19 protein-coding genes are annotated in these 24,595 nt (G+C 70.8%); 7 read left to right on the top strand and 12 right to left on the bottom strand.

What is annotated here, in order from left to right:
* Window positions 1-255: 255 nt before the first annotated feature.
* Entirely contained in the window at window positions 256-906 is a 651-nt protein-coding gene (locus BQ8420_RS20340) for a hypothetical protein (RefSeq protein ID WP_087100735.1), read from the bottom strand.
* A 466-nt stretch (window positions 907-1,372) separates the two neighbouring features.
* On the opposite strand from BQ8420_RS20340, the gene BQ8420_RS20335 reads away from it, so the two are divergent.
* A complete protein-coding gene (locus tag BQ8420_RS20335; protein ID WP_369825522.1) occupies window positions 1,373-2,695 on the top strand; it encodes a PLP-dependent aminotransferase family protein in 1,323 nt (440 codons plus the stop codon).
* Between the two features lie 24 nt (window positions 2,696-2,719).
* Complete coding sequence (locus tag BQ8420_RS20330) at window positions 2,720-3,700, top strand: D-alanine--D-alanine ligase (RefSeq protein ID WP_235006387.1); 981 nt, start codon at window positions 2,720-2,722, stop codon at window positions 3,698-3,700.
* An 82-nt stretch (window positions 3,701-3,782) separates the two neighbouring features.
* Here the strand turns inward: BQ8420_RS20330 and BQ8420_RS20325 are convergent, their stop codons facing one another.
* Window positions 3,783-4,769 carry a xanthine dehydrogenase family protein subunit M gene (locus tag BQ8420_RS20325; protein WP_087100732.1) on the bottom strand — a complete coding sequence of 329 codons (987 nt, stop codon included), beginning with the start codon at window positions 4,767-4,769 and terminating at the stop codon, window positions 3,783-3,785.
* Complete coding sequence (locus tag BQ8420_RS20320; RefSeq protein ID WP_087100731.1) at window positions 4,766-7,378, bottom strand: molybdopterin-dependent oxidoreductase; 2,613 nt, start codon at window positions 7,376-7,378, stop codon at window positions 4,766-4,768. The genes BQ8420_RS20325 and BQ8420_RS20320 overlap by 4 nt, the downstream gene beginning before the upstream one ends.
* 198 nt (window positions 7,379-7,576) lie before the next feature.
* On the opposite strand from BQ8420_RS20320, the gene BQ8420_RS20315 reads away from it, so the two are divergent.
* Complete coding sequence (locus BQ8420_RS20315; RefSeq protein ID WP_087100730.1) at window positions 7,577-8,782, top strand: serine hydrolase domain-containing protein; 1,206 nt, start codon at window positions 7,577-7,579, stop codon at window positions 8,780-8,782.
* A 78-nt stretch (window positions 8,783-8,860) separates the two neighbouring features.
* Here BQ8420_RS20315 and BQ8420_RS20310 read toward each other — a convergent pair whose 3' ends face one another.
* The 5 genes from BQ8420_RS20310 to BQ8420_RS20290 form a co-directional block, all read right to left on the bottom strand.
* Entirely contained in the window at window positions 8,861-10,303 is a 1,443-nt protein-coding gene (locus BQ8420_RS20310; RefSeq protein ID WP_087100729.1) for an NCS2 family permease, read from the bottom strand.
* A 391-nt stretch (window positions 10,304-10,694) separates the two neighbouring features.
* Window positions 10,695-13,127: a xanthine dehydrogenase family protein molybdopterin-binding subunit gene (locus BQ8420_RS20305; RefSeq protein ID WP_087100728.1), complete on the bottom strand. Its 2,433-nt coding sequence runs from the start codon at window positions 13,125-13,127 to the stop codon at window positions 10,695-10,697.
* A complete protein-coding gene (locus tag BQ8420_RS20300) occupies window positions 13,127-14,485 on the bottom strand; it encodes an 8-oxoguanine deaminase (RefSeq protein WP_087100727.1) in 1,359 nt (452 codons plus the stop codon). Before BQ8420_RS20300 ends, BQ8420_RS20305 begins: the two co-directional genes overlap by 1 nt.
* On the bottom strand, window positions 14,482-14,997 hold the full coding sequence (locus BQ8420_RS20295) for a (2Fe-2S)-binding protein (RefSeq protein ID WP_087100726.1): 516 nt from the start codon (window positions 14,995-14,997) through the stop codon (window positions 14,482-14,484). The genes BQ8420_RS20300 and BQ8420_RS20295 overlap by 4 nt, the downstream gene beginning before the upstream one ends.
* The gene (locus tag BQ8420_RS20290) at window positions 14,988-15,857 is read right to left on the bottom strand and encodes a xanthine dehydrogenase family protein subunit M (RefSeq protein WP_087100725.1); all 870 of its coding nucleotides are present in this window, start codon (window positions 15,855-15,857) and stop codon (window positions 14,988-14,990) included. Before BQ8420_RS20290 ends, BQ8420_RS20295 begins: the two co-directional genes overlap by 10 nt.
* Window positions 15,858-16,170: 313 nt before the next feature.
* Here BQ8420_RS20290 and BQ8420_RS20285 point away from each other — a divergent pair, with 313 nt between their 5' ends.
* Window positions 16,171-17,751, top strand: a complete 1,581-nt coding sequence (locus BQ8420_RS20285) for a PucR family transcriptional regulator (RefSeq protein ID WP_087100724.1) — start codon at window positions 16,171-16,173, stop codon at window positions 17,749-17,751.
* A 36-nt stretch (window positions 17,752-17,787) separates the two neighbouring features.
* Window positions 17,788-18,492: a pentapeptide repeat-containing protein gene (locus tag BQ8420_RS20280; RefSeq protein ID WP_087100723.1), complete on the top strand. Its 705-nt coding sequence runs from the start codon at window positions 17,788-17,790 to the stop codon at window positions 18,490-18,492.
* Between the two features lie 44 nt (window positions 18,493-18,536).
* Here BQ8420_RS20280 and BQ8420_RS20275 read toward each other — a convergent pair whose 3' ends face one another.
* Window positions 18,537-19,391, bottom strand: coding sequence for an NAD(P)H-binding protein (locus tag BQ8420_RS20275; RefSeq protein WP_087100722.1), 855 nt, complete (start codon window positions 19,389-19,391; stop codon window positions 18,537-18,539).
* A gap of 82 nt (window positions 19,392-19,473) precedes the next feature.
* Here BQ8420_RS20275 and BQ8420_RS20270 point away from each other — a divergent pair, with 82 nt between their 5' ends.
* Window positions 19,474-20,439 carry an AraC family transcriptional regulator gene (locus tag BQ8420_RS20270; RefSeq protein WP_087100721.1) on the top strand — a complete coding sequence of 322 codons (966 nt, stop codon included), beginning with the start codon at window positions 19,474-19,476 and terminating at the stop codon, window positions 20,437-20,439.
* Window positions 20,440-20,609: 170 nt separating this feature from the next.
* Window positions 20,610-21,437: a class I SAM-dependent methyltransferase gene (locus tag BQ8420_RS20265; protein ID WP_200816015.1), complete on the top strand. Its 828-nt coding sequence runs from the start codon at window positions 20,610-20,612 to the stop codon at window positions 21,435-21,437.
* Here the strand turns inward: BQ8420_RS20265 and BQ8420_RS20260 are convergent.
* The 3 genes from BQ8420_RS20260 to BQ8420_RS20250 form a co-directional block, all read right to left on the bottom strand.
* Window positions 21,379-22,350, bottom strand: coding sequence for an alpha/beta hydrolase (locus tag BQ8420_RS20260; protein ID WP_087100720.1), 972 nt, complete (start codon window positions 22,348-22,350; stop codon window positions 21,379-21,381). The genes BQ8420_RS20265 and BQ8420_RS20260 overlap by 59 nt on opposite strands.
* A 109-nt stretch (window positions 22,351-22,459) precedes the next feature.
* A complete protein-coding gene (locus tag BQ8420_RS20255) occupies window positions 22,460-23,380 on the bottom strand; it encodes an aminoglycoside phosphotransferase family protein (RefSeq protein WP_087100719.1) in 921 nt (306 codons plus the stop codon).
* A 66-nt stretch (window positions 23,381-23,446) separates the two neighbouring features.
* Window positions 23,447-24,577 carry an endo-1,4-beta-xylanase gene (locus BQ8420_RS20250; protein ID WP_087100718.1) on the bottom strand — a complete coding sequence of 377 codons (1,131 nt, stop codon included), beginning with the start codon at window positions 24,575-24,577 and terminating at the stop codon, window positions 23,447-23,449.
* Window positions 24,578-24,595: the final 18 nt, after the last annotated feature.

Raw genomic sequence — 24,595 nt, 5'->3', positions numbered from 1 at the left:
GATCAACTTGGGGTGCGCGGCCCGCCCACCGGTGGGTGCCTCCGGGCAAGAGAGGGCACGGAGGTGTTCCATCGGTGCGGGGCGCGTCCGTGTCCTACGGACCTTGAGGGGGGTTCGGGGGCCAACGCGGACGTGTTTCGGGGAGTGCTCCACGTGAGATTCGGGGGAATCCTCCGGGAGCGAGCGCGTGCGATGCGGTGCGGCCCGGGCCGTCATCTCCACTACCGGGCCGTACCGACATCGACGCCGACGACCTCACTCGTCTTCGGGTGCGGCGGACTCCGCCTCGCCCGCGAGCTCGTCCGTCTCCGTCCCGTCGGATTCGGCTTCCTCCGGTTCGGGGACCTGTGGCGCGCACTGGAAACAGTCCATGGCGAACACCTCGTCGCCGTCGACGGTCCCGGCGAAGTCGCCGGGCAGACTGTCGTCGCCCGGGGCGCGTTCGGCCAGCGCCTCGGAGGAGAGTCGGCCCTCGAAGCGCAATGTGGCGCCGTCGCGGTCCAGCCCCTCGCAGATCACCGCCAGATCGCCGCTGACGGGTTCTTCGCCTTCTTCGGCCCCTTCTTCCGACTCGTCTTGCGCGCCGTGGGCGGTGACCGTGTCCTGCCCGTCCCGTGTCGTCTCGGGCGAGGAGGACGATGACGGGGAACCGGAGGCCTCCGGCTCCGAGGGGGCGGCGGGGGAGGAGCAGGTGAGCGTGCCGTCGATGGGGTGCCCCTTGCGGGCGAAGGCGCGTTCGACCCCTGGTCGCAGCACCGACGCCGACAGGGCGTCGGCGGCCCGCGCCAGCTCCAGGTGTTCGGCGTCGATCTCCTGTTCGGTGGGGGCGGTGTCCGTGCACGAGGTCAGCGCGCCGCACAGCAGCAGCGTCGCGGAGATGCTTATGGTGGTCGAGCGGACTCCCATGGTCTCCTCCGGTTCTCGGGTGACGCGCCCGTCACCGGGAGCGATGGTTTACCGCACCAATGTCCTTGAAATCCCTGAAAACACCTATGTCCAACTCGGGTGGTAGGGGTGAAAAGTGCGTCATGTTCTGGTCATTCGCCTGTGAGTCGCACCGAGAACCCGGGTACCGTCTCCGTCACCGAACGCGACACACCGGACATCGGTGACGATGTGTGTCAGAGCACAGGAAAGCCCTGATGGGGGGTGCCTACACGGCCACTGGGCTAGACTCCGGATATTTCCCGAACCGTGTCCCACGGTTCGCCACGACCCGACCGACTCACCGAACGCCACACCCGGCCCGACCGTCACCGGTGGCTTCGCGTGAACCAAGGGGACCGACCCGGCGTCGAACCAGGGATCAACGAAGATCTCCCGGGCCGACCCGGCAGACCCCACAAGACCGTCCTTCCTTCGGAGGTGGACCGTGTCCGCTGACCACCGAGAGCAGCAGCCCGGCCAACAGGGCTCGCGTATCGACCCGCACGTCGGCCGCTACGCACATCGAGCACGGGGCATGGTCGCATCGGAGGTCAGGGCACTCTTCGCCGTCGCGTCCCGCCCCGAGATCGTCTCCCTGGCGGGCGGCATGCCCAACGTCGCCGCCCTGCCGCTCGACCAGCTCGGCGACCTGGTCAAGGACGTGGTCTCCGAGGAGGGCACTGCGGCCCTACAGTACGGATCCGCTCAGGGCGACCCCGTCCTGCGCGAACAGATCTGCGACTACATGACCCTGGAGGGCATCCAGGCCGTCCCCGACGACGTCATCGTCACCGTCGGCTCCCAGCAGGCCCTGGACCTCATCACCCGCGTCTTCGTCGACCCCGGCGACATCGTGCTGACCGAGGCCCCCACCTACGTCACCGCGATCAACACCTTCGCCGCCTTCCAGGCCGACATCCGCCACGTGGGCATGGACGACGAGGGCGTCGACACCGACGAACTCGACCACGCCCTCACCGAGGCCGCCAAGGCCGGGCGCACCGTCAAGTTCTTCTACACGATCCCCAACTTCCAGAACCCCGCCGGCATCACCATGTCCGCCGAGCGCCGCGAGCGGGTCATGGAGGTCTGTCGCCGCCACGACGTGCTCATCGTCGAGGACAACCCCTACGGTCTGCTCCGTTACGACGGCGAACAGAAGCCCACCCTGTACTCCCAGGGCGACGGGAACGTCATCTACCTGGGTTCGCTGTCCAAGACGCTCTCGCCGGGCCTGCGCATCGGCTGGGCCCTGGCGCCCTCGGCCGTGCGCGCCAAACTCGTCCTGGCCGCGGAGTCGGCGATGCTCAGCCACTCCACGTTCAACCAGTTCGTGGTGCGCCGCTACCTGGAGACCTTCCCCTGGCGCGAGCAGATCAAGACGTTCAACAGCATGTACACCGAGCGGCGCGACGCCCTGCTCGGGGCGCTCAACACGATGATGCCCGTCGGCTGCACCTGGACCCGGCCCGAGGGCGGGTTCTTCGTCTGGGCCACCCTTCCCGAGGGCATCGACGCCAAGGCCATGTTGCCGCGCGCGGTCAACCACCGCGTCGCCTACGTTCCCGGCACCGGCTTCTTCGCCGACGGGCGCGGGCGCGACAGCATGCGGTTGAGCTTCTGCTATCCCACACCCGAACAGATCCGGGAGGGCGTCCGCAGGCTCGTCGGTGCCATCGAGGGCGAGATCGATCTGCGCGACACGTTCGGCCCCGCGATGGCCACGACCACCGAAGGCAGCCAGGCACCCACCCCTGACCTCCCCTGACCACCCCTGAGGGACACCAGCACCATGACAGCAGTACAGAAGGAGGTCCGCGCCGTGGCCGATCTTGACCGGGTCCTCGTCCTCGCCGGAGGTCTGTCCCCCGAACACGAGGTGAGCGTCCAATCCGGCCGCAGCGTGGCCGAGGCCCTGCGCCGACTCGACATCGAGGTGCAGGTCACCGACGTCGACGCCGGGCTTCTCCAGCGTCTGAGCGACGACCCGCCCCAGGTGGTCTTCCCCGTCCTGCACGGGTCCGCCGGGGAGGACGGTGCGATCCGCGAGGTCTTGGAACTGGTCGGGGTGCCCTACGTGGGCGCCCGTCCCCAAGCCTGCCGACTCGCCTACGCCAAGCCCGCCGCCAAGGCCCTGCTGGCCGAGAAGGGTGTTCGGGTGCCGCGCGGCGTCACTCTGCCCAAGTCCGTCTTCCACGACCTGGGCGCCCCCGCGCTCCTGGACAAGCTCACCGAACGGCTCGGCCTGCCGCTGTTCGTCAAGCCCGACCGTGGCGGTTCGGCGTTCGGCGCCACCCCGGTGGCCTCGGTCAAGGACCTGTCCACCGCACTGATGTCCTGCTTCGCCTACAGCGACTCCGCGCTGGTGGAGGAACAGATCCAGGGCACCGAACTGGCGGTGGGCGTCCTGGACACCGGTGAGGGACCGGTGGTCCTGCCCCCCGTGGAGATCGTCCCCGACGGCGGGGTGTACGACTACGCCGCCCGGTACACGGCCGGGCGCACCGAGTTCTTCTGCCCGGCCCGCCTGGAGGAGTCGGTGGTGGCCGCCGCCACCGAGGTGGCGCTGACCGCCCACCGCACCCTGGGTCTGCGCGACCTGTCGCGCACCGACCTCATGGTCGACTCCGACGGGGAGGTCGTCTTCTTGGAGACCAACGTCGCCCCGGGTCTGACCGAGACGTCCACGTTCCCGATGGCGGCCGCCGCCGAAGGGCTCGACTTCGCGGTGGTCTGCCGCGAGCTCGCCCACCAGGCGCACCTGCGCGGCTGAGCGGACCCGGATGGGCTCGGGTGGGCCGCCACGCCACGGCGGCCCACCCGACCCACGGCTCCGGAAGGGCTTCGAGCCCGTGTCACCGGCTCGGAACCTCCAGGGCCGTCTCGATCGCATCACGGAGCGTCCCCTGGAGCAAGGGGACCTTGTACCCGGTGGCGGGCAGGGGAGAGCACCGATCGGCCAGGGCGGTCAACGCCCCGTCCACCCGATCGGGCAGATCCGCACCGGGTGCCACACCCACCAAGGCCCGCTCCACCTCGGGTAGCCGCAGCGGGGTACGTGCCACCGCACCCGCCGCCACCGCGGCCCGCTCCACGGGACCTCGACCCTCGTCGGCGCACTCCAGCCGAACGACCACCTCCACCAGCGGCCACTCCGCGCGGGAGCGGCCGGTCGCCCTCCGGTAGGCGGAGCGCTCACCCGGGGCCGGGACCGGCAACGAAACGGCCGTCAACAGCGTGCCCCGCTCCAACGTGTGGTCACGTGTGGGATCGGTGCCCTCGTAGAGGTCGGCCACCGACACCTCGGAGGCCGGACCCGTCGCCAGGTGCGCGCTCGCGTCGTAGGTCAGCAGTGCCACCGCCAGCGTCGACGGGTGCGGGGCCACGCATGGTCCCTGGTCCATCACCACCCCGCGCAGGTGGTCTCCCTCCCGAGCCGGACAGGAGTCCCCGCCGGTCTGGAAACACGTGAAGGCGGGGTTGCGCAGGTAGGCACAGCGGTTGCGTTGGAGCAGGTTGCCGCCGAGGGTGCCCCTGCCCCGGATCTGCGGGGTGGCCAGGGCCCGCGCGGTGGCCGCCAACGCCGGATAGGCCCTGCTCAGTTCAGGGTCCGATCCCAGCGCGGCGACGGTGGTCATCGCCCCCACCCGGGCCGAACCGTCGGTCCGCCAGTCCACCTCGTCCAGACCGGTCACCCCCAGCAGGTCCACCATCGGCCCCGGGGCGATCACCCCCGTCTCCAGGCAGGCGGTCAGGTCGGTGCCCCCGGCGCGCGGGCGCACCCCCTCTTCGGCCAGGTCCTCCGCTACCTCGGCCATACTCGTGGGTCGCGTCACGATCATCGTGTTGCTCCGATCAGTCGGTCCGGGCGCAGGGGAAGGTCGTGGTGGCGGATGCCGGTGGCGTCGAAGACGGCGTTGCCGAGCGCGGCCGCCACCCCCACCACCGACACCTCGCCGAGCCCGATTCCCCCGCCGGGCACGTGCTCGAAGCCCTCCTGGTGGAAGTGCACCTCGGTCTCGGGAACGTCTCCCAGACCGGGCAGCCGGTACTCCTCCAGGTCGTCGGAGAGCACCACACCGGTGTGCGGGTCGTCGCGCCGTTCCTCGAACAGTGCGTAGCCCACCCCCTGGACGACGGCGCCCTCGCACTGGTTGCGGGCCATGCGTTCGTTGTAGATGCGCCCGGCGGCGATCCCCGCCCAGCATCGGGTGGGGCGCACCCGGCCCAGCAGGGTGTCCACCTCCACCTCCATCACGTGCACGGCGCCGCTCATGCCGCGTCCCACGGCCAGGTCGCCTGCCATGTTCGGGGTGAGCCGCCCCCAACGGTCCAGGCCGCGTTCGCCCACCACCCGCAGCCCCTCGGCCCCGGACAGGGCCTCCTTGAAGGTGTGCTCGGGGATGGGCCCCGACGCGGGGACGTCGGGGGAGTGTTCACGCAGGGCCTCGCGCAACCGGTCGGCGGCGTCGGCCGCGGCCGGTCCCATCGAGGTGGTGGTGCGACTGCCGAAGGACCCGGTGCCGTGCACCGAGGAACCGTGCCCGATCTCCACGGTCAGGCCCGTGGCGTCGATGCCCAGCCGGTCCGCGATCACGTCGCCCAACACTGTCCGGATGCCCGTGCCGATGTCCTGGGTGCTCGAACGCACCATCAGGTCCCCGCCGCGCACGGTCAGTTCCACCTGTGCCTGTGGTCCCAGCAGATAGGGCCAGCCGGCGGCGGCCAACCCCACACCGCGTCGGAACCGACCGGTGCGCTCACCACGGGGACGGTCCCGCCACAGCGGAAGATCCGCCACCCGTTCGTACAGTGCCCGACGTTTGGGGTTGCCGTCCCACCGTCGCCGTAGCGCCAGCGGGTCCTCACCCAACCGCAGTGCCATGGTGTCCACGGCCTGCTCCAGCGCCCACGCCATCGGCGGCCCCCCGGGGCCGCGCATCGGCTCGCCCGGGGGGCGGTTGGTGACCACGTCGAAGTCGCGCACGCGCCGGGGTGAACGTCCGTACATCAACGCCGCGAAGGTGGCGACGTTGGATCCCACCGACACCCCGCCGTCGCCCACCGAGTCCACGGCCAGCGCCCTGAGGTCGCCCTCGGAATCGGCCAGCAGCGCCACACGGGTGCGGTTGCCCGGTCGGTGGCCGGCGTCGGTCATCTCCTCGGAGCGTTCCAACGACACCCGGACCGGAGCGTCCACCAGCCGGGCCAGTTCCACCGCGGCCACCGTGTCCGGGGACAGGGCGCCCTTGGCGCCGAACCCGCCGCCCACGTACTCGGCCACCACGTGCACCCGATTCCGTGGCAGGTCCCAGCGCCGGGCGACCTTGTCGACGATCCTGCTCAGCGCCTGGGTGGACACGTGCAGGTGCAGGTGGCCGTCCTCCCAGGACGCCACGCTCACGTGCGGTTCCAAGGGGGTGTGCACCTGGGTGGCGGTGGTGTACTCCTCGGCCACCAACCGGGGGTCCTCACGCAGCCGGGCGGCGCGCAGCCGGGACACGGCCGTGGGGCCGCGCCAGCTCACCACACCGGGCCCGCGCACGTTGCCGTTCCACGGTGCCCTGGGGGTGGGCGCCTCACCGTAGGCGGGCGCGGCGGCGCGTTCGGCCTTGGTCCGGTACACGAGCGGGGCTCCGGGCCGGCGGGCGGCCTCGACGGTGGTCACCGAGGGCAGTGGTTCCAGGTCCACCTGTACCGCCGCGGCCACTCTGCGGGCCTCGGCGGGGGTGGGCGCGGCCACGGCGGCGATCGCCTGACCCACGTGGCGTACGGTGCGGTCCTCGCCCAACAGGTCCACCAGGGGAGCCTCCGCGCCACCGTCGTCGTGCGCCGGACGCACCTTCAGGATCCGGGCGTGCGGCACGGTGGAGCGCACGATCACCCCGGTCCAGGTTCCCGGTGGTGCGTGGTCACCGGTGAAGCGGGCGCGTCCGGTCACCTTGGCCGGGGCGTCCGCGCGCGGCGGCGCCTCGACGGGTTCGGTGTCGAACCCACCGGCGCAAGCGGCGGCCACGGCGGCGAAGATCCCCTCGTAGGCCCCGCATCGGCACAGGTGCCCGGCCAGGGCGTCGGCGATCGTGTCGCGGTCCGGTGCGGTGTCGCCGTGCTCGGCGCGCCAGGCGTCCACGAACACGGAGGCCTCCACCACGAAGCCGGGTGTGCAATAGCCGCACTGGAGGCCGTCGTGAGCGGCGAAGGCGCGCTGGACGGGGTGGTCGCCGCCCAATCCTTCCACGGTGGTGACCGAACGTCCGGCCAGGTGGGCGGAGGGCAACAGGCAGGAGGCGGTGGGGGAACCGTCGACCAGGATGGTGCAGGCACCGCAGACTCCGCTTCCGCAGGCGATCTTGGTGCCGGTCAGGCCGAGCGTGTCGCGCAGATGCTCGGCGGCGTTGACTTCGGGTTCGTCGGGGGTGGGCGTGGGGGCGCCGTTGACCGTGGTGTCCATGGGGCGTCTTCCCGGGCAGACGAAAGTTGTCACTGTCAACTTAAGCGGCCGTTTCCTCCGCTGTCAAAGACCTTTTCGCTCGAAGCAGCGGCTCGGACCCGAATCCGCGCCCGGTTCGACCGCCTTGCCACCTCGGGCTTCGCATACTGTGGCGGGCGACGAAAGTACACGTCATCCCCCTCCCGAGGATTCCCTTTCATGCACCTCACCCCTCCACCGCGTATCCGCGGCTGGGTCGAGTCCGGCTTCGAACCGGTCCGCGAGGCCTTCCAGAACAACTTCATCGAACACGGGGAGACCGGCGCCGCCGTGGCCGTCCACCACGCCGGCCGCCCGGTGGTCGACCTGTGGGCAGGTGTGCGCGACCCCGCCACCGGGGCTCCCTGGGAGTCCGACACCCTCGCCCTCGTCTTCTCCGCGACCAAGGGCGTGACCTCCCTGGTCCTGGCCCACGCCCACTCGCGAGGGCTGTTCGAGTACGACCGGCCGCTGGCCCGCTACTGGCCCGAGTTCGCCCGCGACGGCAAGGGTCGCGTCACCGTCCGCGAACTGCTCTCCCACCGGGCCGGCCTGCCCTACCTGGACACCGAACTCACCCCCGACCTGTTGGCCGATCACGACCGGCTCGCCGAGGTCCTGGCCGACCAGGCGCCCGCCTGGGAACCCGGCACGCGGCACGGCTACCACAGCGTCACCATCGGCCTCTACGTCAACGAGCTGCTGCGCCGGGTGGACGGGCGCACCGTCGGCGCCTACCTCGCCGAGGAACTGGCCGGCCCCCTGGGGCTGGACCTGTACGTGGGACTTCCCGATCGGATCGGTCCGGACCGACTGGCCCGCCTGACCGGAGGGTCCTGGCGCGACCTGGCCGCCGACCCCACCGCCGTACCCCTGGGTCACGTACTCGCGCGCTGCCTGCCCTGGACCATCGCCGCGCGGACCTTCGCCAACCCGCCGCTGCGCACGGCCGACGAACTCGCCGGTCCCGCCTACCGGTCGGTGGAACTGCCGCACGGCAACGGCTTCGCCACCGCTCGCTCGCTGGCCGCGCTCTACGGCGAGTTCGCGCAGGGCGCGCCGATGCTGGGGGTGCGCGACGAGAGCCTGCGGGCCTTGGAGGAACAACCCGTAGCGCCCTCGGGAGGAGAGCGCGACGTCAACCTCAAGGTCCGCACCCGCTACTCGTCGGGGATGTGGAAGCCCTTCCCCGAGTGGCGATTCGGCACCGACGGCCGCGCCTATGGCAGCCCGGGGGCCGGGGGTTCCTTCGGCTTCGCCGATCCGGCCACCGGCACCGGCTACGGCTACGTCCCCAACCGGATGGGCCTGCGGATCTGGAACGACCCGCGCGACGTGGCCCTGCGCGGTGCCCTGGACCGCTGCCTGGCCACGGCCGTTCCCTGAGCCCACCCACCGCATCGGCACACCCCGAACACACCTGTGGCCGGGTCCTCGCGACCCGGCCACAGTCCTGCTCGTGGGCTACAGACCCATCGAGTGCATGGCGAAGTGGAAGGCGAACACCACGGTCAGGATCCACATCAGCCAACCGACCTCACGGAAGCGGCCCTGCGCGGTCTTGATCAGCGTGTACGCGATGATCCCGATGCCGATCCCGCTGGCGATGTCGTAGGCGAACGGCATCATCGCGATGGTGAGGAACGCGGGGATGGCCACCGACATGTCGGTCCAGTCGATCTGCCCCACGTGCATCATCATCATGGCGCCCACCAGCACCATCGCCACCGACGCCGCCTCGGCCGGCACCATGCCGAACACCGGGGCGAAGAAGATCGCGCTCAGGAAGAACAGCCCGGTGACCACACTGGCCAGACCGGTGCGGGCCCCCTCGCTCACCCCCACGGTGGACTCCACGAACACCAGCGTCGCCGAGGAACTGGTCAGACCACCGGCCACCGCCCCCGCTCCGTCGGTGATGAGGATCTGGTTGACCCGCGGCATCTGCCCGTCCTGGTCGGCGATGTTCGCCTTGGTGCCGATGGCCAGGATGGTGCCCAGGGCGTCGAAGAACCCGGCCAACACCAGCGTGAACAGGATGACCCCGGCGGTGGTCGGCCCGGCGGTGGTCCAGGCGCCGAACAGGTCCACCTGGAACAGCAACCCGAAGTCGGGCACCGCGAACGGGCTTCCGGGCAGCTCCGGCACGCCGCCGCCCCAGGACTCGGGGGACAGGCGCAGCACGTTGTGCAGGACCACCGCGAGCACGGTGGCACCGATGATCCCGTAGAAGATGGCACCGGGGACCCTGCGGGCCAGCAGTACCGAGGCCAGGATCAGCCCGGCCACGAATACCAGGATCGGCCACCCGTCCAGGTGCCCGCCGCCGCCCTCGGCGCCGATCTGTAGGAGGCTGTCGCCGTCGCCCGCGCTGACGAACCCGACGTTGGACAGACCGATCAGTGACACGAACAGGCCGATGCCCACACCGATGGCGATCTTGAGGTTGTACGGCAGTGCGTTCATCACCGCGGTGCGTACCCCGGTGACGACCATGAGGATGATGGCGATGCCCTGCCACACGACCAGGCCCATCACCTCGGGCCAGGCCATCACCGGCGCCGCCTGGTAGGCGACCACCGCCATCACTCCCAGGGCCGCGGCGCAGGCGATGGGGGCACGGCCCACCACGCCCATCATGATGGTGACCAGCCCGGCGGCCAGGGCGGTCATGGTGGTCAGTTGGCCGGCCGAGAGCTGGTCACCGTTCACGTCGGTGACGCCGCTGAGGATGAGCGGGTTCAGGACGATGATGTAGGCCATCGCCATGAACGTCGTCAGCCCTCCGCGGACCTCCCGGCCGTAGGTGGATCCTCGTTCGCTGACGAGGAAGAAGCGGTCGAGCCAGGATCGATCCGTTGCGGAGCGCTTCGTGGAACGCGCTCCGGAGTCGTCGAGTCGGGTCATGTCCCCTCCTGGAGGGAGATGAGCACGGCGAAGCCGTGTTTTCGGGGGGTTGACTACTCTGTGTAGTCGAACTTGGGTACGGCGGGACGGCGTTGTCCCTCCGGCCACCCACCTCGGGACCGAGGGCGTCGGTGAAATCCGAGGTGGGCGGGTCTTGGAGGGAAGGGCGACGGGCGCTTGCCGCCCCTCCCGGCTCGGTGGGTGCCACGCGCACGCGCCGGGCGACCTGGTGCCGCGTCAGCCGAGGTTCACCCCGTCGCGACGTTCAGCACGGCACCTCGCCGCGTTGGCGAAAAGCCCACATAGGAACCACTATGAGGACTTCCCGCCGCCTTGCGATGCACCATCCTGAACGCCGCTCCGTAACGGGCGAACCCCGACCGACGCGGCACTACAGATCGATGCCGACGATGTCCTCCGGGCGCACCGGTGCGTGGGTGAGCGGACGCCTGGTGGCGTCGCGCACCGCGGCCACGATCGCCGGGGTCGACGACAACGTCGGCGGCTCGCCCGCGCCGCGCAGCCCGTACGGAGCGTGCGGGTCAGGGCGCTCCAGCACGTCGATGCGCATCGGCGGGGTATCGAGGATGGTCGGGATGAGGTAGTCGGTGAAGGACGGGTTGCGGATCTCGCTGTCCTTGACCAGGATCTCCTCCATCAGCGCCAACCCCAGACCTTGGGCGGAACCGCCCTGGATCTGACCGGCCAGCTGCTGCGGGTGCAGGATCTTGCCCACGTCCTGGACGGCGTCCAGAGCCACGACCTTCACCAGGCCCAGCTCCACGTCCACGTCCACCACGGCGCGGTGCACGCACATACCGAACTGGTTGTGCGAGTCGCCCTGCCCCAGCTCCGGGTCGATCATCTCGGTGGGCCGGTGGTGGTACTCACGGGTGTGCTCCATGACCTCGCCGCCCTGGGCGGACTCGCCCAGGAGGCCGGCCAGCGACGCCAGCACATCGCCGGTGGCGGAGACGAGCTTGCCGCCGTCCAGCGCCAGCTCGGTGTCCTCGACCCCGGCGGGCACCAATCCCTTGCCCCGGGCCAGTTCGAACACCTCGGCGCGCACCGACGCGCACGCCGCGCGCACCGCGCCACCGGTCATGTACGACTGGCGCGAGGCCGAGGAGGAGCCGGCCGAACCCACCTGGGTGTCGGAGGGCGCGATCACGACCTTCTCCACACCCAACTCGGTGCGGGCGATCTGGCCCTTGACCGTCACCAGTCCCTGGCCGACCTCCGCGGCCGCGGTGTGCACCAGCACCACCGGTTCGCCGTTGACCACCTCCATGCGGACACGGGCGGTGGAGTAGTCGTCGAACCCCTCGGAGAAGCACAGGTTCTTGAGCCCCACGCCGTAGCCCACGCCGCGCACCACACCTTCGCCGCGGGTGGTTCCGGCCACGCCGCCGGGCAGGGTGCGCTGGTCGGTCGGGTCCTCCAACTCGGTGCGTTCCACCGGCATCGGCAGGTCACGGCATCGCTCCAACATCTCCGCCATGGGCAGCGGCATGTCGATCTCCTGCCCGGTGATGATCCGGGAGCCCTGCGCCATGGCGTTCTTGAGCCGAAGGTCCACCGGGTGCAACCCCAGCTTCTCCGCGAGCTTGTCCATCTGCGACTCGTAGCCGAAACAGGCCTGCACCGCGCCGAAACCGCGCATCGCCCCGCACGGCGGGTTGGTGGTGTACACCCCGTAGGCGTCCACCAGCACGTTCGGAACCTCGTAGGGGCCGATGCCCAGGGAGGAGGCCACACCCACCACCGCGGGGGTCGCCGACGCGTACGCGCCGCCGTCCACGATGATCTCCAGGGTGGCGTACAGCAGCGTGCCGTCCGCCTTGGCGCCGTGCTCGTAGCGCATCTTGGCCGGGTGACGGTGCACGTGTCCGTAGAAGGACTCCTCCCGGTTGTAGACGAACTTGACCGGCTTGCCGGTGTGCAGCGCCAGCATGCACGCGTGGACCTGCATCGACAGGTCCTCACGGGCTCCGAACGCGCCGCCCACGCCCGCCAGGGTCAGCCGCACCTTGTCCTGGGGCAGGCCCAGGGCCGGCGCGATCTGCTTCTGGTCCACGTGCAGCCACTGGGTGGCCACGTACAGGTCCACCCCGCCGTCCTCGGCCGGGACCGCCATGCCCGATTCCGGGCCCAGGAACGCCTGGTCCTGCATGCCCACCTCGTACTCGGTGGACACCACGGCGTCGGCCTCGGAGCGCAGCCGCTCCAGGGTCTCCTCGCGCCCCTGGGCGGAGGCGGCCCCGCCCACGAACGAACCCGTGCGGATGGGCTGGTAGCGCACCCGGTTGCCGCTCTGGTTGTACTCGGGGTGCTCGGGCAGATCGCCCTTGTCGTGCACCAGCGGGTAGTCGGGGTCCAGGGCCGCGCGCCGGGAGTCGCTCACCGGGGCCAGCACCTCGTAGTCGACCTTGATACGCTCCATCGCCCGCCGGGCGGTCTCGGGGTGGTCGGCGGCGACGATCGCCACCGCTTCGCCCTTGTAGCGCACCTTGTCGTAGGCCAGCACCGGCTGGTCCTGGAATTCCAGGCCGTAGCGCTTCTCGCCGGGAACGTCCTCGTGGGTCAGCACCGCCTGGACACCGGGCACCTTGAGGGCCTCGGTGATGTCGATGCCGAGGATCTTCGCGTGCGGATGGGGGCTGCGCAGGGTGGCGCCCCACAGCATGTCCTCCATCCACATGTCCGACGAGTAGGCGAACTCGCCGGTCACCTTCAGCGTGCCGTCCGGGCGGCGCGGGCTGGCGCCCACGCCGTCCTTGGTCGTGCTGGAAAGGTCCGTGACGGTACGGGTCGTCGCCGCCATCAGCGGCTCACCTCCTGGATCAGACTCCGGTGTGCGGCACGGCCGCGCGTGGCGGCGGTCTCGGCCGACAAAGTGCGCATTTCTCCACGGTCGACGACGGTGTTCCCGCCGACCAACAGACGCTCCAGGGGCGGTGTCGGGCCGAACACCATCGCCACCACCGGATCGTCGATGACGTCGTAACCCAATCCGTCCACCCGCCACAGGGCCAGGTCGGCGAGCTTGCCCACCGACAACGACCCCAGTTCGCGGTCACGGCCCAGCACACGGGCCCCGCCCAACGTGGCCAATTCCAGGGACTGCCGCGCGGTGAGCGCCTGCGGCCCCTTGCGGGCCCGGGCCATCAAGAGCGCCTGGTGCATCTCGCCGGCCATCGTGGACAGTTCGCTGGAAGCCGGACCGTCCACCCCCAGACCGACCTTGGCGCCGGCGTCGAGCAGTTCGGGCACCCGGCAGATGCCCGCGCCCAGACGGGCGTTGGAGGTGGGGCAGTGCGCCACACCGGTGCCGGTGGCCGCGATCCGACCGATCGCGGAGTCCGACAGGTGCACCGCGTGCGCGAACCACACGTCATCGCCCAGCCAGCCCAGCTTCTCGGCGTACTCCACGGGGGTGCACCCGAACTCGGCCAGGCACTGCTCCTCCTCGTCGAGGGTCTCGGCCAGGTGGGTGTGCAGTCGCACCCCCTTGGCGCGGGCCAGCACCGCGGCCTCCACCATCAACTCCCGCGAGACCGAGAACGGCGAGCAGGGCGCCACCGCGATCCGGGTCAAGGAATCGAAGGACGCGTCGTGATGGGTGTCGATCGCCGCGGCGGTCCCCGCCAGGGCGCCCTCCAAGGTCTCCACGACACTGTCCGGGGGCAGACCGCCCTGGCTGTGGCCGCGGTCCATCGAACCGCGCGCCAGGTCCAGACGGATGCCCACCTCGCGGGCGGCCTCCACCTCGGCGGCCACGATGTCGCCGCGCCCGGCCGGGTAGATGTAGTGGTGGTCGGAGGCGGTCGTGCACCCCGACAGCGCCAGGTGTGTCAGCCCCGCCGACGTCGTCCCCGACACCACGTCGGCGTCCAAACGGTGCCAGATCTCGTAGGAACCCACCAACCACTCGAAGAGCGTGCCGTCGGCGAACAACCCTTGCGTCGCCCACTGGTAGAGGTGGTTGTGCGTGTTGACCAGACCGGGCGTGACCACGCACCCGCGGCCGTCGACGCGCTCGAAGTCGCCCTCCACGGCGGGGGCGGGGCCCGCGCCCACGGCGGCGATACGCCCGTCGCGCACCACGACGTGCCCGTCGGCGTACTCGGGGCCCTCCACCGTCACCACGTGGGCGCCCTCGATCACGATGACCCTGCTCATGAGGCGCTCCCGGCCTCGGCGCGGCGCTCGGCCGCCAGGTGCACCGCGTCGATGATCTTCTCGTACCCGGTGCAGCGGCACAGGTTCCCCGCCAGCGCCTCACGGATCTCGGCGTCGGCCGGAGCGTCCTTGCCGCAGCCCACGGTGCGCTCCAGCAGGTCGTCGGTCTGCACCAGCAGCCCGGGGGTGCAGAAACCGCACTGCACGGCGCCCGCCTCCACGAACGCCTCCTGCACGTCGCCCAGGGTGCGGTCACCGCCCTTGCCCGGCTCCTTGGCCAGACCCTCCACGGTGCCGACCTCGCGTCCCTCGGCCTGCCCGGCGGCGATCATGCACGAACAGGCGGTCACACCGTCGAAGTAGACCGTGCACGAACCGCATTCACCCTGCTCACAGGCGTTCTTGCTGCCCGGGAGACCCAAGCGCTCACGCAGCACGTACAACAGGCTCTCGCCCGGCCAGACGTTGTCGGCGGTGACGTCCTCACCGTTGACCTTGAAATTCACGCGCATCGCGAGGACTCCTTCCGGTAGTCGGTGACGGACCAGCTCAGCGCACGGCGCGCCATGACCGACAGGGCGTGCTTGCGGTAGTCGGCGCTGCCGCGCTGGTCATCGATGGGGCGGGCGGCCGCGGCCACCAGGTCGCCGAAGCGGCGCACCACCGACTCGGCCAGGGGACGACCGTCCTCCCAATCGAACTCGGCCTCCAAGAACTCCTCGGCGGCCTCGGCGCGCAGCGGTGTCGGCCCGGCCGAGCCCACCCCCGTGCCCACCTTCCGGTTCTCGGTGTCCAGCGCCAGGGAGAAGGAGGTCACGGCGATGACCATGGCGTTGCGGGTGCCGATCTTGGCGAACTGCTGTGGCCCGGTGGCGCGGGGGAGCAGGATCGCGGTGATCAGCTCGTCCTCGCTCAGGGCCGTCTTGCGGAACGACCGGTAGAAGTCGCGTGCCTTGACCTTGCGGGTGCCGCGCACCGACGCCAGCTCGATCTCGGCGTCCGTGGCCAGCAGCGGCGGGTGCGACTCCCCGGCGGGGGAGGCCCCGCCCAGGTTGCCGCCGACCGTGCCCCGGTTGCGGATCTGTGGCGAAGCCACCGATCGGGAGGCCTTGGCCAGCGCCGGCGCGGCACCGCTGAGGCTCTCGATGACCTCGGTGTAGGAGACCCCGGCGCCCAGACGGACGTGGTCACCGTCGGTGCCCCACTCGGTCAGCTCCGGGACCCGGGTCAGGTCGATCAGGGCCGAAGGTCGGCTCTTGTCGAAGTTGAGGGCCACCATCACGTCCGTGCCGCCCATGATGGGTACACCGTCGGGGTGGGCGCTCCTGGCCTCTAGGGCCTCCACCAACGTGGAGGGCCTCAGGAATTCCATGCTCGTCCTCGTCCTGCGCTGTGGTCCGACCGCGTCCTCGTCGACGCGGACCCTCATTGAAACCGGGGGACCCGGTGAATAGGGGGCGATCTTGTGAAGTACACCACTGGAAATCCGGACCCGACCAGGCGTCGATGACATGAAGTGATCGGGGAACGAACAGCGGTGGTTGGTCGTTTCCTCCAAATGACATCGGTGAGAACATCGAGTACTCCGCCTCGGGTGTGCGACGCGCTCATCGTGGGACACACTGTGTCCTGACCCGGAGTCATCCCAGGTGGAGACACGCCCACCCGAACACCGAAGGAAGTCCATGCAGATCAGTGACCTGCTCGCCGTCAAGAGACTGCACCTGCGGTTCCTGACGGGGGCGGAGCACGCCCACCGCGACATCCGGTGGGCCTACACCACTGACCTGCTCGAACCCGCGCGCTACCTGCGCGGCGGTGAACTCGTGCTCACGGGGATGATGTGGCGTACCCGCCCCGAGGACTCCGAGACCTTCGTTTCCTCGATCCTGAGCGCCGGCTCCGTGGCCGTGGGCGCCGGAACCGCACTGGGCGAGATCCCCGACGACCTCATCGCCGCGTGTCGCGCCCACGACGTCCCCCTCGTGGAGATCCCCGCGGAGACCTCCTTCGGCGCCGTGACCGAGGAGGTCCTGCGCTCACTGACCCAGCGCCGGTTCACCACCATCGCCGAGACCCGGGACCGACACCGTCGCCTCATGGCCGACGTCGCCTCCGGCGCCGACTTCCCCCGGGCGTTCGCCTCGGCCGCCACCCAGGCCGGGCTCCGGGCCTGGGTACTCTCCTCCACCGGTCGCACCATCGCCTCCGTCGACGATCCGCTCTCCCCCCACGAACGTGAACACCTCGCCACCAAAGCCCTCACCTGGTCCTCCTTCCCCCACGGCACCCGCCTTCCAGGGGAGAACGACGGCGGCCGCGCCGTCACGGTCCTTCCCGTACGGGCCAAGGAGTCGCACCCGCTGTCCGGTTGGCTGTTGGTGGTCACCGGCGACCACGACGCCTGGAGCGAGGAGGAACACGAGACCGTCGCCGAACTCGTCTCCATCGGTGTCCTGTCCCGCAGCCGCGAAGAGGAACGCGCCCTGACCACGGCCCGCCATCTGGAGGGCCTGCCACGCCTGCTCGCCGCCCAACGCTTCGACGAGGTCGCCGCGCTGCTGCACGGCACCGGCGAAAGGCCCGCCCCCGACGACCGCGCCCACGTGGTGGTCAGCGCCATGATGCTGCCCGAGCCCCGGGTGCCCGACCTCGCCCGCCGCGTGGTCGCCGAACTGCTCGCCGACCACCCCGGCGCCGTCGTCACCGGCGACAACGACACCCTGGCGGTCATTCCGGTGGAGGGCCCCGACGAGCAGGCCCGGGCCCGGGGCGAGTCCCTGCGCACCGAACTCGTCCACCGTGCCCGCGTCCTGGAACCCGGCCTGCTCGACTACCGGCTGGCCATCGGCCTGAGCTCGGCCACCCGAGGCATCGGCGAACTGCGCGGCGCCGCCGTCGAGGCCCGCCACGCCCGGCGCCTGGCCGAACTGCGCGGTGGACGCTCCCGCGTCATCGCCGGCGCCGAGATCGACTCCCACGAACTCCTGCTGGCGTCGGTCCCCGAGGAGGTGCAGACCTCCTACCGCGAGCGTCTGCTGGGCCCGCTCTTCGCCTACGACCGCGACCACCGCTCCGATCTGGTGGAGACCCTGGAACGGTTCCTGGACCACTCCGGGTCCTGGCAGCGTTGCGCCGCCGCCATGCACGTCCACGTCAACACCCTGCGCTACCGCATCGGCCGGGTGGAACAGCTGACCGGGCGCGACCTGAGCAACCTCGAACACCGCGTCGACCTGTTCCTGGCGCTCAAACTGCGGGACTGACCGCGCCTGTCGGCACCGGCCGTTAGTCTCCTCGGCGTGAGCACCGACCTTCTCGCCACCGCCGAGACCACCGACGCCGACCTGTCCGAACTCGACCTGCGCGAGGCGCTGTCCCACGACGTGGGTTCGCCCCGTGTCCTGACCCGCTGTGACCTGAGCGGGGCCGACCTGCGCGACGCCTACCTGGTGGACGCCCGCCTGGTCGACTGTCGACTGGACGGCGCGCGCCTGGAACGGGCCGTACTGGAGGGCGCGGTCGTGACCGGCGGCAGCGCCTCGGGCGCCTCCCTGAACCACTCCGACTGCACCGACACCCGTTTCGAGCGGGTGGACCTGGCCAACACCCGCTGGCAGGGCGCCCTGCTCACCGACACCGTGTTCTCCGGGTGCCGGATGACCGGTGCGGGGCTCACCTCGCTGCGCGGCATCGGCTATACCTTCGTCCAGTGCAACCTCATGTTGGCCCGGTGCAAGGGGATCGTCCTGCGCGGACAGACCCTGGAGGGGTTGCGCATGGACGAGGCCGACCTGGCGGCGGCGGATCTGCGCGAGACGGTGTGGGTGGAGTCGCGTCTGCGCGGCGCGCACCTGGTGGGGGCGAAGTTCGCCGGGGCCGACCTGCGCGGCGCGGACCTGGGGGAGGTGCCCCTGGAACTGGCCGGTCACCTACGAGGCGCCACCATCGGCCCCGTCCAGGCCGGGCTGATCCTGGCCTCCCTGGGTATCACCGTCACCGAGTAGGCGAGCCGAGGGGCGGGGACGTCGCAGACCCCGCCCCGGCGGGTTCAGCGAACCCACGACCCGGCGGCGACGGCCTCCTCGACGAACTCGGCGAACCCGCGTGGTTCGCGCCCCAAGGCCTCGCGGACCCCGGGGAAGGGGCGCTCCTCCCGGCCCTTGGCGATGGCGGAGAGCGACGAGGTCATCAGGAGCGCGTCCCCGCGCGACCAACCGGCCGCGAGGCGTTCGGTGACGTAGTCCTGAACCGACACCGCCTCATAGCGCACCGGGCGCCCCGACGCGGTGGAGATCTCGGCGGTCGCCTCGGTCAGGGTCAGGGCGCGTGGCCCACTGAGTTCGTAGGCGCGCCCGTGGTGACCCTCTTCGGTGAGGGCGGCCACCGCGACGGCGGCGATGTCCTCGGCGTCGATCCAGGCCACCGCGCCCTCGCCGGTGGGCAGACGCAGCACCCCCTCACGCACCCCGTCGGCCAGCACCCCCTCGTCGAAGTTCTGCGCGAACCACCCCGGGCGCAGGATCGTCCACTCCAGACCGCTCGTGCGCACGGCCTCCTCGCTCAACAGGTGTGTGACGGGTTCGTCCACGCCCTCGAAGTAACCGGGCCGATCCGCCCCGCGGGCGGACAGCAGCACGATCCGCTCCACCCCGTGCGCGACCGCGCGTTCCACGAACGCCTCGGTCAACGGCTCGGGGTCGTACTGCACCAGGTACACCGACCCCGCGCCGTCCAGAACCCGGTCCCAGGTGCTCCGGTCCTGCCAGTCGAAGCGCCACTCCGAGGACCGCGAGGCCGCGCGCGTGGCCACCCCCAGGTTCCGCAGCCCCGCCAGGACCCGCCGTCCGGTCATTCCGCTCGCGCCGGTCACCAGGACCGGTCGCCGTGTCGTGTTCTCTGTCATGTCACCGAGTCAACCCCGCATGGCCGAGACGTTCCATGGCCGAAAAGCTCGAATCGATATCCGAGCGTCTACGCTGAGGTGTATGGACGCACTCGCCGACCTCCTGGAAGGGGTCCGTTCCCGCGGAGCCCTGTTCAGCCGGTCCGTCATGACACCGCCCTGGGCCGTGCGCTTCGATCAGACCTCGCCCCTGACCCTGGTCACCATGGTGCGCGGCCACGCCTGGATCGCCCTCGCCGACACCGAACCACTCGCCCTGGGCCCGGGTGACACCGCCCTGCTGCGCGCACCAGGACCCCACACGATCGCCCACCCCGTCGACGCCTCCATCAGCTGCACCGTGGTGGACGCGGACCTGTGCCTGGGCCCGGACGGCGAACGCTTGAGCGAGGAGACCACCCTGGGAGCGCGCACCTACGGTGACACCTCGGACGCCCCCGACCTGTTGTTGAGCGGCTCCTACGAGGTCAGTGACGACCTCGGCCCCTACCTGTTCTCCGCCCTGCCCCCGGTCCTGGTGGTGCCCGCCGACGAGTGCTACGACCCACTCGGCGCGATGATCGAGGCCGAGGTCGCCTGCGCCGCCCCCGGCCAACAGCTGGTCCTGGATCGACTGCTGGACCTGGCCCTGATCACCAAGCTGCGCGCCTGGTTCTCCCTACCCGGAGTGGAACCGCCCGCCTGGTACACCGCCATGGGCGACCCGGTGGTCGGTCGCGCCCTGCGCCTGATGCACAACCGACCCGCCCACCCCTGGACGGTGGCCGAACTGGCCGAACGGTGCGGGGTCTCCCGGGCGGCCCTGGCCCGCACCTTCGCGGCCCTGGTCGGTACCCCGCCCATGACCTACCTGGCGGAGTGGCGGGTGTGCATGGCCGCCGAGCGGTTGCGCACCACGGACGAGACCGTGGACACCATCGCCCGTCGGGTCGGCTACTCGACCGCCTTCGCGCTCAGCGCCGCCTTCAAACGCGTTCGCGGCACCACCCCCACCGCTCACCGCCGCCGAAGGTCGATGGAGACCCCGGCCCTGGTGTCTCAATCCTGACGCCCCGGTCGGTGGGGACAGATCGGTCAGCGATCCCGGGTCAGCACGGAGTAGGCCTCCTCCGGACGCACCCCGAGTTCGCTTCCGCTTCAAGGGACGGCAAAACCCGGTGGAGGTCCCGGCCCGATCCGCTCTAATCTGGCCTCCTCCTCTTCCCGGAAGGTGTGCGGATGGACGACTTCATCGCCCTGGTAGAACAGGCTCGGACGCAACCCCTGCGGGGCTGGGACTTCTCCTTCGTCAAGGGGCGCATGGTCCAAGAGGACCCGCCCTGGTCCTATGGGAATCACGCCCACTCGCTGGTGCGTGCGGCCACCGGCCCCGTACTGGATTTGGGCACCGGGGGAGGGGAGGTTCTGGCCGAACTCGCGCCGCTACCTCCGGGTTCGATCGCCACCGAGGACTGGCCGCCCAATGTCGTCGCCGCGCGCACTCGGCTCGCTTCGCTGGGGGTGACCGTGGTCAGGCCCGAGGAGAACGACGCCGTCCCGCTGCCCGATGCGCGGTTCCCCGTGGTGCTGAACCGGCACTCCTCCTACACACCCGGTGAGGTCCACCGTCTCCTGAGTCCCGGCGGACGGTTCCTGACCCAACAGGTCGGCGCCGACGACGGATTGGAGATCAACGACGCTCTGGGTCTGGCCCCGCCGGCACGGCCTGATCGGTGGGACGTGGGCGAGGCGGCGGCGGACCTGGAGCGGGCCGGCCTGGTTGTCACCACGGCCGAGGAGGCACGGTCGCCCCTGCGTTTCCACGATGTGGGCGCGCTCGTGTTCCACCTACGCCGCGTTCCCTGGCAGACACAGGATTTCGACGTCGCACGTACGTGGGAGGCCCTACGGCGTGTGCACGAACGCATCCTCGTCGAAGGTGCCCTGGTCTGCACCGCGCACCGCTTCCTGGTGGAGGCCCACCGGCCTCGAAACCGTGGAAACAGGATCAATCGGTCAGGACGCGGCGCAGCCACGGTAGCCGCTGACCCCGCGCGCTCCGGCTGAGGGCCGCGTCGGGGGCGATGGCGTCGAAGGAATGGTAGCCGCCCGGCCACACGTGCAACTCCGCCCGACCACCGGCCTTCCAGATCCGGGAGGCGTACTCGACGACCTCGTCGCGGAAGGTCTCCGCCGTCCCCACCTCCAGATAGGTCGGGGGCAGGTTCGACAGATCCTCCGCCCGGGCCGGCGCCGCGTAGGGCGAGGTGTCCGGACCGCCGTGCGCGCCTTGGAGCAGGCAGCCCCACCCGGTGTCGTTGGAGGTGCGGTCCCACGTGCCCACACCCGCCATCTGGTGGGCGGAGACCGAAGCGTTGCGGTCGTCCAACATGGGGTAGAGCAGCAGCTGCGCTCGAAGGGCCGGACCGCCGCGGTCCCGGGCGAGCAGGTTGACGGCGGCGGCCAAACCGCCCCCGGCGCTGGCGCCGCCCACCACGATGCGCTCGGGGTCCACACCCAGCTCGGCGGCGTTCTCGTGCGACCACACCAACCCCGCGTAGCAATCCTCCACCGGGGCGGGATGCGGATGCTCGGGGGCCAACCGGTAGTCCACCGACACCACGATCAGATCCAGCTCGTGCGCGATCTCCAGCAGCTCGGGGATCTCGCCGCCACGGTGGGTCCCGCCGATCATCCCGCCGCCGTGGATCCAGTACAGCGCACCGGTGGTCGCGGTGGTCTCCCTCGGCCGCCACACGAGCAACGGAACCGCGTGTCCCTCCGACCCCGGCGCGGTGTGCTCGGACTCGGTGAAGACCCCGCCCAGGGTCATGTCGGTCTCGTCCCCGGGCGCCAGACGGGCGGCGCGGACGCGCATCGCGTCGATCTGCTCCGGGCCGATGCCCGGAGGCATCTCGGCGTTGACCCGGGCCAGGGCGGGCAACAGTTCGGGGTCGAAGGGCGGGCGGGGAATGGACATCGGGGCCTTTCCGCAAAGGGATCACTGAGGTGGCGGAACCCTACCGAAAGCGACATCGGACCCCGTTCGGGGCCCCGACCCGAGCGTCGAAGTCCTCGGCCCCGACCCCTCAGCCGTTCAACGCCCGGTCGATGAGGGCGTGCACGCGCGGCACACGGTGGCGTGCGTCCTGCATCCACAGGCAGTCCTGGAGCAGCCGCACCCGCGTCCAGGCCCGAGCCCGTTCCCGGTCCAGCCCGGCGACCTCGGTGAGCAGGTCGAACCTGCGCCTGGTGGCTCGCACGGGGTCGCCGGTCTCCTCCGCCTCGGCCCAACGGTTGCGCAACGCCGGCAACAGCTCGAAACCGGGATCGCCCACCAGCGGCTTGGGGTCGATCGCCAACCAATCGCCCCGATCGGTGCCCTCCAACGGCGCGAGCACGTTCTCGTAGTGCAGGTCCCAGTGCAGGAGACGATCGCCCGGATCGGCGGACAACTCGTCGGCGATGGCCGCCCAGCGTTCCAACACCGGTCGCCAGGACTCCGCCATCCGGGCGACCCCGGCCCGCCCCCGGACGGCGATGTCGCGGGTGAGCGGCCCGAGTCCGCGCAGCCCCTCCGGCCCCGGGTGGGCGGTCAGCCGCGCCACCAGGGAACCGATGACCTCCAGGGCCGGTTCCAAGGGCTCGTCGTCCAGACGTCGACCCGCGTCGAGGGTCTCCAGCAGCATCGCCCCGGTCCGGGGGTCGTGATCGAACAGTCGGACCGCGCCGGCACCGTTCCAAGCGCGCAGGGCCAGGGGTTCCCCCTCGGTCTCGGGGTCCTGGGGCTGGATCTTGAGCACCGCCGACGTGCCGTCGGCACGACGCACCGGCACCACCAGGGCCACCGCCCCGTGCATGCTCTCGCCGGCCACGGTCAGCCCCCACCCGTCGATCCGCTCCATCGCCAGGGCGGGCAGCCGACGCGCCCACTCGGGGCCGAAGAAGGAGGTGACGGTCTCGACCAGGGCGTCCGGCACGCTGACGGGGCGGACGGAATCGTTGTCCATGGAGGTGCTCCTCGGGTCGGGTGCGACCCAGGATGGCGGGTACGGGCCCCTGCCCGCACCCGCTTCTCACCTTCCGGGCGCCGGTCGACCCGGTGACCGTCGGTCCCGTCGCAGCGCCTCGACCATCCCGCCCAGCGCCGGTTTGCCCTGGTAGTCCTCGTCGAAGGGCAGCGCCGAGTCATAGCCGGGGAACCACTCGGGGATCCACGAGTGGGCGTCGGTCACCCCCCACACGCTCACGCCCACACAACGCGACACGTCCAGGCACGCCTCCACGGCCCGCCGGTACTCCTCGGCCTGGGCGGAGATGGCCTCGTCGGTGACCGGTTCGGCGATGCGCACGTCCAGTTCGCTGATCTCCACGTCGAGCCCCAGGTCCGCGAAACGTCGCATGTTCTCGGCCAGGTCCTCGGGCACGTCGCCGTGCACGAAGTGCCCCTGGAAACCGATGCCGTGCAGCGGAACCCCCTCCTCCAACAGCCCGGAGGCCAGCTCGTACAGGGCGTCGGCCTTGTCCCCGCCGCCCTCGATCCCGAACTCGTTGATGTAGAGCTTCGCGTCGGGGTCGACCTCGTGCGCCATCCGCAGCCCCTCGGCGATGTAGTCCTCGCCGAGCGTCTGGTACCAGAGGTTGTCGCGCAGCTCGGGGCCGCCGTCCTCGAAGGGTTCGTTGATCACGTCCCAGGAGTCGATCCGCCCCTGATAGCGGCCCACCAGCGCCTCCATGTGCTCGCGCATGACCTCGCGCAGCTCGTCGGAGTCGTAGAAGCCCTGTGCCAGCCACTCGGGCTGCTGGTTGTGCCACAACAGGGTGTGTCCGCGCATGTCGAGGCCGTGGTCCTCGGCGAAGTCGACCATGGTGTCGGGGCCGCTCCAGTCGAACTCATGGCGCTCGGGCTGGACGTGCTCCCACTTCATGGTGTTCTCGGCCGTCACCGACGTGTAGTGGTCGGTGACGATGTCCTGATAGTCGGAGTCGTCCCGCAGCGGGTCGACCGCCACGGCCACGCCCAGCTTGATGCCGTGCGACTCGGCCAACCCGGGCAGGTCGCTTCCGGGTTCCTCGGCCGGCCCGGGTAGGACCAGGGCCAATACCGCCGCCACCACGAAGATCACCACGCACACCGCCCCCGCCGCGAGTAGTACACCTCGCCCGCGTGTGGCCGTGCGCCGACGCCTCTCGGTCGTCTTCCGCACCCGCCGCCTCCGCTTCCT

Source organism: Nocardiopsis sp. JB363, assembly GCF_900143625.1.
In the GTDB taxonomy this organism is placed as follows: Bacteria; Actinomycetota; Actinomycetes; order Streptosporangiales; family Streptosporangiaceae; genus Nocardiopsis.
Note: the sequence above shows the minus strand (reverse complement) of the source record. Positions and strands in the feature narration are given on the sequence as shown.